Annotated in this window: 10 protein-coding genes and 1 pseudogene; 5 read left to right on the forward strand and 6 right to left on the reverse strand. The window is 55.2% G+C overall.

Translation table 11 applies throughout. The features are described 5' to 3' along the window. Positions 1-18: 18 nt before the first annotated feature. Together RDN66_RS03550 and RDN66_RS03555 are read right to left on the reverse strand one after the other, a co-directional pair. Positions 19-906 (reverse strand): LysR family transcriptional regulator, encoded by an 888-nt coding sequence (locus RDN66_RS03550; RefSeq protein ID WP_035893904.1) that lies wholly within the window; start codon positions 904-906, stop codon positions 19-21. A gap of 374 nt (positions 907-1280) precedes the next feature. Then, positions 1281-2369, reverse strand: a complete 1089-nt coding sequence (locus tag RDN66_RS03555; protein ID WP_035893902.1) for a YncE family protein — start codon at positions 2367-2369, stop codon at positions 1281-1283. Positions 2370-2760: 391 nt separating this feature from the next. Between RDN66_RS03555 and fhuE the strand changes: the two are divergent. Further along, a pseudogene (gene fhuE / locus RDN66_RS03560) lies at positions 2761-4899 on the forward strand (ferric-rhodotorulic acid/ferric-coprogen receptor FhuE). Positions 4900-4925: 26 nt separating this feature from the next. Here the strand turns inward: fhuE and RDN66_RS03565 are convergent. Next, positions 4926-5870, reverse strand: a complete 945-nt coding sequence (locus tag RDN66_RS03565; protein WP_308537557.1) for a LysR family transcriptional regulator — start codon at positions 5868-5870, stop codon at positions 4926-4928. A 118-nt stretch (positions 5871-5988) separates the two neighbouring features. Here RDN66_RS03565 and RDN66_RS03570 point away from each other — a divergent pair, with 118 nt between their 5' ends. Further along, positions 5989-6729 carry a MipA/OmpV family protein gene (locus RDN66_RS03570; protein ID WP_202217020.1) on the forward strand — a complete coding sequence of 247 codons (741 nt, stop codon included), beginning with the start codon at positions 5989-5991 and terminating at the stop codon, positions 6727-6729. A 144-nt stretch (positions 6730-6873) separates the two neighbouring features. Here RDN66_RS03570 and gorA read toward each other — a convergent pair whose 3' ends face one another. Continuing rightward, positions 6874-8226: a glutathione-disulfide reductase gene (gene gorA, locus RDN66_RS03575; RefSeq protein ID WP_035893896.1), complete on the reverse strand. Its 1353-nt coding sequence runs from the start codon at positions 8224-8226 to the stop codon at positions 6874-6876. Between the two features lie 104 nt (positions 8227-8330). Then, positions 8331-9173 (reverse strand): 23S rRNA (adenine(2030)-N(6))-methyltransferase RlmJ, encoded by an 843-nt coding sequence (locus RDN66_RS03580; protein WP_202217021.1) that lies wholly within the window; start codon positions 9171-9173, stop codon positions 8331-8333. A gap of 193 nt (positions 9174-9366) precedes the next feature. Here RDN66_RS03580 and RDN66_RS03585 point away from each other — a divergent pair, with 193 nt between their 5' ends. Next, positions 9367-10638, forward strand: a complete 1272-nt coding sequence (locus RDN66_RS03585; protein ID WP_202217022.1) for a phosphatase PAP2 family protein — start codon at positions 9367-9369, stop codon at positions 10636-10638. On the opposite strand, the gene RDN66_RS03590 is transcribed toward RDN66_RS03585, so the two are convergent. Next, entirely contained in the window at positions 10639-11532 is an 894-nt protein-coding gene (locus RDN66_RS03590; RefSeq protein WP_308537558.1) for a LysR family transcriptional regulator, read from the reverse strand. 120 nt (positions 11533-11652) lie between these two features. Between RDN66_RS03590 and RDN66_RS03595 the strand changes: the two genes are divergently transcribed. After that, positions 11653-12267 carry a LysE family translocator gene (locus RDN66_RS03595; RefSeq protein WP_202217024.1) on the forward strand — a complete coding sequence of 205 codons (615 nt, stop codon included), beginning with the start codon at positions 11653-11655 and terminating at the stop codon, positions 12265-12267. A gap of 85 nt (positions 12268-12352) precedes the next feature. Continuing rightward, positions 12353-14395: an oligopeptidase A gene (prlC, locus tag RDN66_RS03600; protein WP_035893886.1), complete on the forward strand. Its 2043-nt coding sequence runs from the start codon at positions 12353-12355 to the stop codon at positions 14393-14395. The last annotated feature ends 5 nt before the right edge of the window (positions 14396-14400 follow it).

Below are 14400 nucleotides of genomic sequence, written 5' to 3' on the forward strand. Positions count from 1 at the left end.
TAATGCGGCAACGCCACATTACATGGCATTATGGATAACGTCGTACTGGGTCACAAAATTGATATAGTCACGAAGTACCGCAGGGTTATGCGTTTTGCTCTGGTAAATCATCCAGAGATCTATTTTTTGTACTTCCCATTGCGGCAAGAGGGCGGCGAGCTGGCCGCTTTGCAAATAGGGTTTAACGATATACTCAGGCAAAATAGCGACACCGGTTCCCTGCAGCGTTTGCTGCAAGATATAGGTCAGATTATCGCTGGTATGGCGCAGCGGCATCGTCAATTCATAGGACTCATCGCGCTGGAAGAGCGTAATGCTTTTCCAGGTGCGGTGGATTATTAACTCGCAGGTTTTCAGCGCGTCAGGATGCTGAATATCGTGCAGTGATTTGTACTCTGGCGTGCAGACGATAAAACGGTTAAACGTCCCAAGAAAACGGCCAATGCAGGTATCATCGGATGGTTTACCGATGCGGTAGGCCACGTCAAACTCACTGCCCACTGAGCCGTAAAAGGAGTCGGCGGTTAACAGCTCAAGTTCGATATCCGAATGCGTCTGCAAAAACTGATGGTGTACCGCGGGAAGAATGCTCGCCATAAAACCCGGTGGCGCGATGATTTTCAGCTTTCCTCCGGTCTTGCTATGCAGCGCCTGGACCGTTTGGTCTCCGCGAACGCTGGCATCCACTATCTCATGGCAGTAGGCAAGGTAGCGCTCTCCGTCGGCCGTCAGCGATATTTTGCGCGTCGTGCGATTTAACAATCTGAGGTTGAGATACTCCTCAAGAGCGCTAATTCTCTGGCTGATGCGAGATTTTGTCATACCCAGTTCAGCGGCGGTTTTCGTAAATGAACCGTTTTCAACCAGCAGCGCAAAAAGCGCCATATCCTGAACGTGCTTGAGCATAACTTAACCTTAATGTATGACAGCGCGAAATTATACGGAGGGGTAATTGTCCTGTATATACCGGATTGTTTAATTCCTCACAGCGAATTGTTTAATTAGCCGCACTAACAAAATAACATACTTCCGATATGAACAATGTGGCAATAAGCGTAAATAATAAAGTAGCTGTTGAATGCCTCTTACTGGTTATAAATATAATCAATGATGATTATTTTTGCTGATTATTTTCCTCGCCGTGATAGCCAGGTTAAAAAACGGTACGAAAGGAAGTGAATAATAAATATATGTTTCTAAAGCGTAAATAAGGTAGGCCGGATAAGCGAAGCGCCATCCGGCTCGATGTTGCACCGTGCCGGATGGGCCAGTTTGCCAGGTTAGTTCAGCGTAATACGCGCGACGCTATCCGGCCCTTTAGTGGAGTTATCTTTGTTGAAGTCCTGCTTCAGCGTCACGTACAGCGTGTTGCCATCATCAGAAAGCAGCAGGCTGTTCGGATGCGTACTGAAATCCCAGCTCTGCTTCACGGCATAGCTGGTGGCATCAAGACGCAGGACTTTTTTCGACTCGCGCTGGCTGATGAAGATCTCATTGCGCTTCGCGTCAAACTTAATACCCAGCGCATCGCCGTCAATACGTTTAATCACTTTGCCGGTGTGCTCATCAAAGACCAGCGTGGTTTTGGCCTTAGAATCATCGGTGACGAACAGGCGGCCGGTTTTTGGGTCTTCCGCCATATTCAGCAGTAGATATTCCTTACCGTCGCCAGGCGTCCAGCGCTGCTCGATTTTGTAGCTTTGCGGGTTGATGACCAGCACTTCGCCGCCGCCGTTGGTCGCGTAAATGCGTTTGGTTACCGGAGAATAGATGATGCCGGTAACCCATTTACCTGCGTTATCGATACGCGCTTTCACGGTCATGGTTTTAGCATCGACCACCGAAATATAGCCCGGGTCGGCGACGCGGCCGATAAACAGCAGACCTTCGTGGAACAGCACCTCACGTGCGCCCGCAGGGTCACCGTCTTTGTCTTTGCCGTCGAGCATCAGACGTTGCATCACCTTGCCGCTTTTCGCGTCCACTTTTGAGACCCCGCCATCCAGCGAGTTGGTGACGTAGAACGTCTTGCCATCGCTATCGACCGCCATGCCAAAGTTTTTCAGATCGGTATGGGTGATACCGGTGACGGCAAGCGAGGTAGGGTCTACGCGATAAATCACGCCGCCGTTCACATCTTTAAAGCTCTGCGCGCTGGCAACAAACAGTGATTTCTCGCCGGAGAACAGCGCCATTTCATACAGACCATCGCCCAGCGCATTTTGCGTGACGCCAGCAGCGGTTTTCAGCGCCGCGGCGCTCTCGGCAGGCTGCGCATTTTCAGCAAGGGCAGGCAGCGAGTGGAGGGTAAAAGCAGCGACGAGTGCGGCGCAGAGCGCCGTTTTGCGCGGGCTGAATAACGTTACCATTCGAAACTCCATCATTGGATAAGCGGTTCCCGGCAGAGGCTGTGCGGTGACGGGACAATGTAATAAGAATGAGAATCATAATTATTTATCACAAATGCGCAAATTCGCCGATCCTATTTTTCAGTGGTCACGCACCCACATCTGTGCAAATTGAGCGCAAGCGAAGCGGGGAATTATGTCAACACTTTGATAATAAACATGTATACATTTCCTTACATTTAACTGATAAAACAGACTGCTTCATTTAAAGCGAGTAATTATCATTGGCATTCTCATTTGTGGTCGTTATCGCTTTTTATGCAGCTCAAAAGCTTACGGAAAAGCGCGTCATTTCTTGGCGCTGCGAGCGGAAAGACCTCACTCACAACAACAAGATCTGATGGGACCTAATATGTTTTTTAACGGCAGGGAAATCAGCGGGAAACCGCTCACCGTTTCGCTTCTTGCGCTAGCGATTCATGGCTTCGTTCACCAGGCTCAGGCCGCAGAAACCAGTCAGGAGATGGTGGTCTACGGCAGCGGAGAAAGTACGTCCGACGAGCAGCAGGATTACGCGGTAAAAACTACGCATGCGGGCACCAAGATGAATCTGGCACCGCGTGATATTCCGCAGTCCGTCAGCGTCGTCACGCACCAGCGCATGTAGGATCAGGACCTGCAAACGGTAGACGAAGTGTTGACCAACGCGACCGGCGTGTCGTCGCAGCAGATTGACTCTGAACGCAGCTATTACTACTCGCGCGGTTTTGAAATCACTAACTTCTCCTACGACGATATTCCCACCTCGCTGGGCGATGCCTGGAACTATGGTGATGCGGCGGAAGATACCGCCATCTATGACCGTATTGAGGTGGTGCGCGGCGCTAACGGGCTGATGACCGGGGCGGGCGACCCGGGCGCGACGGTCAACATGGTGCGCAAACGGGCTGACAGTAAGGTGGCAACCGGCAATATCAGCGCCAGCTATGGCAGCTGGAACAAGCAGCGCTATGTCGCCGACCTCTCTACGCCGCTGAACTCTGACGGCAGCCTGCGTGGGCGCATCGTCACCGGCTATCAGGATCAGGACAGCTGGCTTGACCGCTACCATAAAACCAAGAAATTCTTCTATGGCGTGGTGGATGCGGATCTTACCGACAGCACCACCGTGTCGCTGGGTTGGGACTACCAGAAATCTAATACCGGCAACCCAACCTGGGGCGGGCTGCCAAGCCTCTACAGCAACGGTACGCGCACGCACTATGACCGCAGCACCAACACGGCGGCAGACTGGACGCGCTATCAGGTTGAGTCCCGCAAGGTGTTTGTCGACCTGACCCACGAATGGGATAACGGCTGGTCGTATCGCTTTAATGGCACCCACGGCGAGCAGACCTTCAATGACACGCTGCTGTACGTGATGGGCAACCCCGATGCCGATACCGGCGACGGTGCCACCGGTTGGGGAAGTAAAGATAAAGGCAAACGTACCGTCGACTCCTTCGATACCTACGCCAACGGGCCATTTAAGCTATTGGGGCGTCAGCATCAGCTGATGGCCGGTGCGAGCTACAGCCGTCAGCACAACGCCACCTTCAGCCAGGATGGGCCGATGGATGCCAGCCAGATTGGTATCTTTGATAACAACTGGAACGGCAGCGTAGCGCAGCCGGAATGGGGCGACTGGTATCAAAATGCCGACGACATTGTGCGGCAGAAATCAACCTATACGGCGGCTCGCCTGTCGCTTGCCGATCCGCTATCGCTGATTATTGGCGCGCGCTATACCCAGTACAGCACCGACGGCAGCAGCGGCGATATGCGCAAATATAACATCACACCGTACGGCGGGCTGGTCTATGATCTGACCGAAAGTCTGTCGGCTTATGCCAGCTATACCTCGATTTTCGCGCCGCAGACCAAACGTTCCGCCGATGGATCATGGCTGTCGCCGGTGACCGGCAAGAACTATGAAACGGGTCTCAAGGCTGACTGGGCGGACGGGCGTTTAACCACCAACTTCGCGGTGTTCCGTATTGAGCAGGATAACGCGCCAGAAGCGGTGAGCGGTGAGTTCGTCAACGGCTCCAGTGAACAAGCGTATCGTTCGACCAGCGGCGCGGTGAGCAAAGGGGCGGAATTTGAGGTTAACGGTGCGGTCACTGACAACCTGCAACTGACCTTCAGCGCCACGCGCTACGTTGCCACCGATAGCGATGGTCGCTACAACAGCTTTGCGCCGCAGACGCAGCTCAAACTGTTCACCCGCTACCGCGTGCCGGTGATGCCTGAGCTGACCGTCGGCGGCGGTGCGACCTGGCAAAACCGGGTCTATCAAGACGTGACCGGGCCGGACGGCGAAACTCAGCGCCTCTACCAGAGCAGCTACCCGCTGGTGAGCCTGTTCGCGCAGTATCAGGTCACCAAACAGCTGGCGGTACAGGCAAACGTCAACAACCTGTTTGACCGTGAATACTACTCGTATCTGGATGATTCCGCGGTCTACGGCGAGCCGCGTAACGTCTCGGTCAGCATGACCTACGCTTTCTAAAATCACGCCCCGGCTTCGTGCCGGGGTTATTCTTCTCGCGGCTGCGCCACCTGGCGGCGAAGCTCCTCCAGAACTTCATCAAGAATAAACTGCACTCGCCATGGCTGATATTCGCGTTTGCGGTAGATAGCCACCAGATCGAGCCACCATTCGTACTGTTCGGCGAAGCAGGGAGCGAGTACTCCGGATTGAATATCGGCCTGCACGCTACTTTTAGGTGCAAAGACAATGCCCAGCCCGTTGCGCGCCAGCTCAAGTGCCGCCTGAGTGTTGTCGCAGATGTAGTTGCCGGTAACGCGAAAGTCACGAACCTCCTGGCTTCCGGCGAGGCTAAAGCGCCAGATGTTGGCGTCATTAATCAGCATTGAATCCATCAGAATACAGGAGTGTTTGTCGAGATCGTCCGGCGAGCTGATAGGGTGCTCCGCAAGATACTGGGTGCTGGCATAGGCGCTGGCCGCATATTTCGCGATAAAGCTTGCCACTAAGGATTCATTTTTGGGTTGCACGCAGGAAATTAAAATATCGCAGTCATCAGGAAATTCGGAACCTTCATAAAATGACTTTCGTTCCAGATTAAATGTTTTCAGATATAAACTGATGTTTCCGATATCTTTTATGGTATTTACCACGTTGCGTGCCAGATAGGCGTTAATCATTGTTGGTGAGTAAATCGTGACGCGGCCATTTTTTTCATGCTTATAGTCAGCCACGAAATGATTAAGCTGGTTTTCTTTTTCCAACAGGTCGTTAACGTAAGGCAGCAGTGATTCGCCAAAGCGAGTTGGCGTGAGCTTACGCGAACTACGCTCAAAAATTGTAAGCCCAATTTTTGATTCAACATCAGAAAGATAGCGGCTGACATTGGCCTGAGCCATGCCCAGCACGGTAGCAGCGTGGCTAATATTTTCGCTGGCGGCCACCACCGATATTATTTTTAATTCCTGAGGCTTAATCTGAAGTTTCTTCATTGCCCAGCTCTATATATAAATTGATATAGATCTATATAAATATTGAGATTGCATCAATATAAATACGAATATTATCATACTTGACACTAGGGTATTATATTAGGTCGGGACAACGGGAATGTCAATTAAGCGTAATGCGGCGCTGCTTTTAATTATGTCTTTTATTTCAGGTACGTCATCGGCAGCGTTATCGGTTGGGGCAGGAGCGGTATTTAATGAATCTATTTATCGCGGATATAATGAAAATACTCATGCGGTGCCTATTGTTAATTACGAAGGCGATTCATTTTATATTCGCCAGACCACGCTAGGCTACGCATTCTTTAAAAATCAGCTCGATGAAGTCAGCCTGACGGTCTCCTGGCTGCCGCTGACCTTCGATCCGTCGGATAACGACGATAGCGCTATGAAGCAGTTAGATAAGCGTAACAGTACCGCAATGGCCGGCGCGGCGTGGTATCACCACGAAAAGTGGGGCAGCCTGAAAGTTTCGGCGGCGGCGGATATTCTGGATAACAGCAACGGCTGGGTGGGGGAACTCTCTTATTTCCGCGTGCTGCCAGTGGGCCGTTTGGCGATTATCCCTGCGCTGGGGGTTTATTACTATGACGATAGCTTCAACCGCTATTACTACGGCGTGTCGAGGGCGGAATCTCGCCGTAGCGGATTAGCACAATGGTCGCCGGGCAGCAGTTGGATGCCGTACGTTGGGCTGACGATGAAGTACCCGCTGACCAACAACCTGATGCTGACGGCAAATGCGAGCTACAGCGTGCTGCCGGATGAGATTAAAAATAGCCCGATGGTTGATCGTGATGGCAGTTTTACCGTGTTGACTGGGGTGACCTGGCGGTTCTAGGGTTTAGTGCAATCCCGGCGGCGCTTCGCTTGGCCGGGCTACACGCGCATGCAGCCCAGGCGAGGCGTTTACGCCGACCCCGGGGAAGCGCGCATAAAAAAAGCCAGACATTCGTCTGGCTTTTTGTCGTTCAGGCAATGTGCCTTAGCGCATGGTCACGAACTCTTCCGCCGCCGTAGGATGAATCGCCACGGTGTTATCGAAGTCCTTCTTGGTCGCGCCCATCTTCAGCGCCACGGCGAAGCCCTGGAGGATTTCATCCATGCCGAAGCCAATACCGTGAATACCGACGATCTTCTCTTCCGGGCCAACGCACACCAGCTTCATGCGGCACGGCTGACGGTGTGAAGTCACGGCGGTATACATCGCGGTGAAGGAGGATTTATAGACCTTCACGGCGTCGTCACCGTACTGCTCACGCGCCTGCGGCTCGGTTAAGCCCACGGTGCCGATTGGCGGGTGGCTGAAGACCACGGTCGGGATATTGCTGTAGTCCAGATGTTCGTCCGGCTTGTTGTTAAACAGACGCTCGGAGAGACGACGGCCTGCGGCTACCGCTACCGGGGTCAGCTCTACCGCACCGGTGTTATCACCCACGGCATAAATACCCGGAACGTTGGTGTTCTGGAACTTATCAACGACGATGTAGCCTTTATCGTTGGTTTTCACGCCCGTTGCGGCCAGATTGAAGTTATCGTTCGCCGGTTCGCGACCAATCGCCCAAATCAGGCAGTCGACGGTCTGGCTGCGGCCGTCTTCCAGCTCCAGGGTCAGGCTGCCATCGGCATTCTTGACCACCGCTTTTGGAATCGCATTGGTATGCAGCTGCGGGCCTTCGGCGTTCATCACCTCAAGGAGCGTCTCGACGATTAACGGGTCGAAGCTGCGTAGCGGCGCGTGTTTACGTACGAACAGGTGGGTTTCAGAACCCAGACCGTTGATAACGCCCGCTAATTCCACGGCGATATAGCCTGCACCCACCACGGCAACGCGCTTCGGCAGCGCCGGCAGCTCGAAGAAACCGTCGGAGTCGATACCGTATTCCACGCCTGGAATATTCGGGTGGCTCGGACGACCGCCTGTCGCGATCAGAATATGATCGGCGGTGATCGTCTCACCGTTTACTTCGATGGTTTTGGCATCGACGAAGCGCGCAAAGCCCTTAATCACATCAACCTTGTTCTTACCCAGTACGTTGTCGTAAGAGGTATGAATACGGTCGATGTAGGCGGTACGGCTAGCAACCAGCTTGTCCCAATCGAAGTTATTGATGGTGGTGTCGAAACCGTAGTCCGGGCCATACATGTGAATTGCTTCGCGAATCTGCGCGGCATGCCACATCACTTTTTTCGGTACGCAACCAACGTTCACGCAGGTGCCGCCGAGATCTTTGGCTTCGATTAACGCGCACTTCTGGCCATACATGGCCGCACGGTTAATGGAGGCGATACCGCCGCTGCCGCCGCCAATGGCGATGTAGTCGTAATGTTTGGTCATGGCCGCTCCTGAATGTTTATTGTTGAGTGGGTGAGCCTCATGCTCCCCGTCAAAATACTCGCGATTGTATACCTGAAACTGATAGGTTCCACCGATGCCTGCAATTACTCCGGCACGATCCAGTTTACCAGCGTATGACCGGTACCTGCCGGAACCAGCTTGCTGTGCAGCCACGGCAGCACGTTGTTCATCTGTGCTTCCAGCTTCCACGGCGGGTTGATAACAATCATGCCGGAAGCGGTCATGCCGCGCTGATCGCTGTCCGGACGCACCGCCAGCTCAATTTGCAGAATTTTGCGAATGCCGGTCTCTTCGAGGTCGCGGATCATGCGCTTGATTTGCTGGCGTAGCACTACCGGATACCACAGGGCATAGGTGCCGGTGGCAAAACGCTTGTAGCCATCGTTGATACCGCTCACGACCGCCTGGTAGTCGGTTTTAATTTCGTACGGCGGGTCGATAAGGATCAGGCCGCGACGAGAAGCCGGTGGCAGCTTGGCTTTCAGCTGCTGGTAGCCGTCGGCACGATCAACGCGGGCGCGGTTATCTTTCTGGAATTCAGAGCGCAGCAGCGGGAAATCGCTCGGGTGCAGCTCGGTCATCTGCAGGCTGTCCTGCTCGCGCAGCAGCTGGCGGGCAATCAGCGGGGAGCCAGGGTAGTAGCGCAGCTGGCCGGTACGGTTGAAGTGTTCCACCACGGAGATATACGGCACCAGTTCTTCCGGCAGGTCGTCCTGCTGCCAGATACGGGCGATTCCTTCCAGGTATTCCCCGGTTTTTTCGGCGTGCTCGCCACTCAGCTGATAGCGGCCTGCACCGGCGTGGGTGTCCAGATAGAGAAACGGTTTCTCTTTCTCTTTCAACGATTCGATGATCAGACTCTGAACGGTGTGTTTTAAAACGTCGGCGTGGTTGCCTGCGTGAAAGCTGTGGCGATAACTGAGCATGGATGCGGATATTCCGGGAATTAAACAAGATAGCTGACAGTTTACCGCAGATCCGCGCAGATTACCGCTGTAGCGCTGCGTCGTTTCCATTTGTGGCAATACTGTTGCAAAACGTGAACGTGTCATAAAAACGTCAAGCGACGGGTTTAGCGTCAACGGCAGGCAAGGTAATTGTTTGAATAAAAGGAAAATAATGAAACTGCAAATCACACTGCTGGCCGCTGCGATGGCGCTGGCAATGCCGGTACTGGCAAAAGACGTTTCCGTGAATCAGGCGGCGACAATCGCTAACACCGTGACGCCAACGGCGGTCAGTCCGGCATTTGACGCGCTGGAAGGGCAATCGCTGACGGCGCTGCGTGCGGCGCTGAAAGGCGACGCGCCGACGCTCACCCGCGACCAGCTGGAAAAAGCGAAGCAGAGCAAAACGCAGGCCGATAAAGCCTGGCTCAAGGCCAGCGGCTATGACTTCCAGACCAAAGCCAACCAGCAGGCCGGTATCGAACTGCTCTCGGCGTTCAGCGCCCTGCCTGAGACGGTAGTGAAGCAGAACCTGGCGACGGTGACCGATATTAACCGTGATGCGACCCAAACTGCCCGCCACCAGGCGCTGGCGGATGCGGAAGGCATCAACCACCTTTACTTCCTGAGCGATGCAATGGGGCCACGTTTGGGCAAAGCGTTTATCGCGGCCTACGACAAAGGTGAGCTCAGCAAAGCGGCAGCGCTGATTAAAGCCTCCGAAGTGAGCACCAGCGCGGCGAAAAAACACTTCAATAACCCGCGTCCGTTCCTGATTCAGGGCAACACCATTCACCTGGTGCCGGACGATGTGGTGATTAAAGATAACCATCCGTATACCGCCGACGGCGGCTCATTCCCAAGCGGCCATACCAACACCGGCTATACCGACGCGCTGCTGATGGCGGAGATGATCCCCGAGCGTTTTGACGCGCTGGTGACTCGCGGCGCGCGCTATGGCTACTCGCGTATCGTGCTCGGCGTGCACTATCCGCTGGACGTCATGGGCTCCCGCATGGTGGCGCAGCGTAACGTCGCCCACTACCTGAACGATGCGAAGTTCCGCGCGCTGTTTAACGAAGCGCGCGACCAACTGCGCGCGGCGCTGGAGAAAGAGTGCGGCACGACGCTGGCTGAATGCGCGAAAACGGCGGGTAAAGATGACCCGTACCGCGACCCGGCGATGCGCGATTTCTACCGCTTTACCATGACCTACGACCTGCCGCAGCAGAAGGGTGAGAAGCAGACCATCACGGTGCCGCAGGGCGCTGAAGTGCTGCTGGAAGCGGCGCTGCCGAATCTCTCTGCCGCGCAGCGTCGCGCGCTGATGGTGAAAAGCGCGCTGCCGGCGGGTTATCCGCTGTCAGGCACCACCGCTGACCAGCAGTTCTGGCAGCGTCTGAACCTGCCTGCCGCCTATGAAATGGCGAAAAAGCCGCACTAATTAGCGCAGCATGTTGAGGGAAGGCGGTACCGGCTGCGGTATCGCCTTTTTTAAATGTGCATGTAGCCTTGCAATCTCCTGCGATTGCGCCGAAGCCTTCGGCCACACCAACCAGTAACCATCCCCGGTAGCGACGGCGTCGTTAAAGGGCAGCGTCAGCAGACCGCTGGCGAGCGCCTCCTGGCTCAATAGCAAATCACCAATGGCGACCCCATGCCCACCAATGGCGGCCAGATAGCCCTGCTCAAGGGTATCGAACACCGTACCGCGTGCGGTATTCAGCGTTGAGAATTGCCCGGTTCGTTTTAGCCAGCGCCGCCAGTCGCGGCGATCCGGTGAGGGGTGAATCAGCTCGCAGCGCTCGAGATTTTCCCTGGCCTGTGCGGTGAGCTGGGGGGCACAGATAGGTATCAGCCACTCTTCAAACAGCAACTGACTTTGTGTCCCGGAACCAAATTGGCCGTCGCCCAGCAAAATGGCGCAGTCGTAGGGTTCCCGGCTGAAATCAACCGTATCGGTATCCATCCACACGCTGGAGAGCGCAATTTGCGGTGAGGTGAACGGTTGAAGTGCTGCCAGCAGCCAGCGCATTGTCAGCGTGGACGGTGCTTTCAGGCGAAGCTCGCGACGACGATGACCAAATGCCTCGCAGGCTCGCTCCAGACTTTGAAAGCCCTCACCGAGCTGTGCCGCCAGCGTTTGTCCGGCGTCGGTCACGGTGACGCGCGGCCCGTGGCGCTGAAAGAGCGCGCAGTCGAACCATTGCTCCAGCGTGCGGACATGACGGCTCACCGCGCCGGGCGTCACGTTGAGTAATTCAGCGGCTTTGCTGAAGGAGCCTAAGCGAGCAGCGGCTTCAAAAGCGCGCAGGGCGTACAGCGGCGGTAGCGACATAGTGATGTTCTATTGTGAGTTTTACTCACATTGAAGCGTAGTTTTTTCCGTTTTTCAATGCGCGGCCCGCGCCGAATAATGGGTGTGCCGTGCAGGTCTGTTAATCATCAGGAAAAAACCATGAATCTGACGTTACTTGCCGCCTATATGCTGGCGGTATTATTGCTGCTGGCAACGCCCGGCCCGGTGGTGGCGCTGGTCACGGGAACCGCCGCGCGGGAAGGCAGCCGCCGGGCGTTTATCACGGTGATAGGAACTAACGCCGCGTCGCTGGTGCTGATTGTGCTGGCAACCCTGATGCTGCTCGGCGTGGTGGCATTGTCGCCGGTCATGCTGTCGCTGCTGGGGATGGCGGGCTCGCTCTATATCGGCTGGAGCGCCATCAGCAGCTTGATGCACAAGGCGCAGGAGGTGCAGATGACTCCTGCGCGCGGCGGCCTGCTGAAGGGCTTTCTTATTGGTATTTCAAACCCGAAGGACATTCTCTTTTTTGTCGCCTTCTTCCCACAGTTTATTGCCGTCACGCAGGACTTCACGCTGAGCATGCTGACGCTCTCGCTGGTGTGGGTGCTGTTTGATATTACCGTTCTATCGCTCTATATCCTGATGGTTCAGCGCTTGCTGTCAGGGCAGTATGCGCTTCGCCTAGAACGCCTCTCCGCGCTGTTTTTACTGGCAGTTGCGCTGTTCGGCATCGTTTACAACGTCGGTGAAATGAGTGCCCACTATCATTGAAATTCCCCCAACTATCCCCCATTCTAGATCTATCGCTAAAGCGCCGATGAGCGCTTCATTTCTTTCTTAGACCAGGACTGCGCATATGACCAATCCATTACTGACCCCCTTCGACCTACCGCCGTTTTCCCAGATTCAGCCCGAACATGTTGTCCCTGCCGTGACCAAAGCACTGAACGACTGTCGTGAGAATGTGGAACGCGTAGTGGCGCAGGGCGGGCCGTATAGCTGGGAAAACCTCTGCCAGCCGTTGGCGGAAGTGGACGACGTGCTGGGGCGTATTTTCTCGCCGGTGAGCCACCTGAACTCGGTCAAAAACAGCCCGGAGCTGCGTGAAGCCTATGAGCAGACGCTGCCGCTGCTGTCGGAATACAGCACTTGGGTCGGTCAAAACGAAGGGCTTTACAACGCCTACCGCGACCTGCGTGATGGCGATAACTACGCCACGCTGAACACCGCACAGAAAAAAGCGGTCGATAACGCGCTGCGTGATTTTGAACTGTCCGGCATCGGCCTGCCGAAAGAGAAGCAGCAGCGCTACGGCGAAATTGCGACGCGTCTGTCAGAGCTTGGAAACCAGTACAGCAACAACGTGCTCGATGCCACCATGGGCTGGAGCAAGCTGGTTGCCGATGAATCTGAACTTTCCGGCATGCCGGAAAGCGCGCTGGCCGCGGCGAAAGCCCAGGCTGAAGCCAAAGAGCAGGAAGGTTACCTGCTGACGCTGGATATCCCAAGCTACCTGCCGGTGATGACCTACTGCGACAACCAGGCGCTTCGTGAAGAACTGTACCGCGCCTACTCCACTCGCGCCTCCGACCAGGGACCGAACGCCGGGAAGTGGGATAACACGCCGGTGATGGAAGAAATTCTGGCGCTGCGCCACGAGCTGGCTCAGCTGTTGGGCTTTGAAAGCTACGCCTTTAAATCGCTCGCCACCAAAATGGCGGAAAACCCACAGCAGGTGCTCGACTTCCTGACCGATCTGGCCAAACGTGCCCGTCCGCAGGGTGAAAAAGAGCTGGCCCAGCTGCGCGCCTTCGCTAAAGCCGAATTTGGCGTTGATGAACTGCAACCGTGGGATATCGCCTACTACAGCGAAAAACAGAAGCAGCACCTCTACAGTATCAGCGACGAGCAGCTGCGCCCGTACTTCCCGGAAAACAAAGCCGTTAACGGTTTGTTCGAAGTGGTTAAGCGCATTTACGGCATCACCGCCAAAGAGCGTACCGACGTTGACGTCTGGAATCCGGAAGTGCGCTTCTTCGAGCTGTATGACGAAAGCAACGAACTGCGCGGCAGCTTCTACCTCGACCTGTACGCCCGCGAGCACAAGCGCGGCGGGGCGTGGATGGATGACTGTGTCGGCCAGATGCGTAAACTCGACGGCACGCTGCAAAAACCGGTCGCCTACCTGACCTGTAACTTTAACCGCCCGGTGAACGGCAAACCGGCGCTGTTTACCCATGACGAAGTGATCACCCTGTTCCACGAGTTTGGTCACGGCCTGCATCATATGCTGACCCGCATCGAAACCGCTGGTGTTTCCGGTATCAGCGGGGTGCCATGGGATGCCGTCGAACTGCCAAGCCAGTTTATGGAAAACTGGTGCTGGGAGCCGGAAGCGCTGGCGTTTATCTCCGGCCACTATGAAACCGGCGAACCGCTGCCGAAGGAACTGCTGGATAAAATGCTGGCGGCGAAAAACTACCAGGCGGCGCTGTTTATCCTGCGTCAACTGGAGTTCGGTCTGTTCGACTTCCGCCTGCACGCCCAGTATGACCCGCAGCAGGGCGCGAAAGTGCTTGAGACGCTGGCCGAAATCAAGAAACAGGTCGCCGTGGTACCAGGTCCAACTTGGGGTCGTTTCCCGCACGCTTTCAGCCACATCTTTGCGGGTGGCTATGCGGCAGGCTACTACAGCTACCTGTGGGCCGACGTGCTGGCGGCAGATGCCTTCTCTCGCTTTGAGGAAGAAGGCATCTTCAACCGTCAGACCGGGCAGTCGTTCCTCGATAACATCCTGACCCGCGGTGGTTCTGAAGAGCCAATGGCGCTGTTCAAACGCTTCCGTGGCCGTGAACCGCAGCTTGATGCGATGCTTGAGCACTACGGCATCAAGGGCTAACTCGT

Source organism: uncultured Kluyvera sp., assembly GCF_902485085.1.
GTDB classification, from domain to species: domain Bacteria; phylum Pseudomonadota; class Gammaproteobacteria; order Enterobacterales; family Enterobacteriaceae; genus Kluyvera; species Kluyvera ascorbata.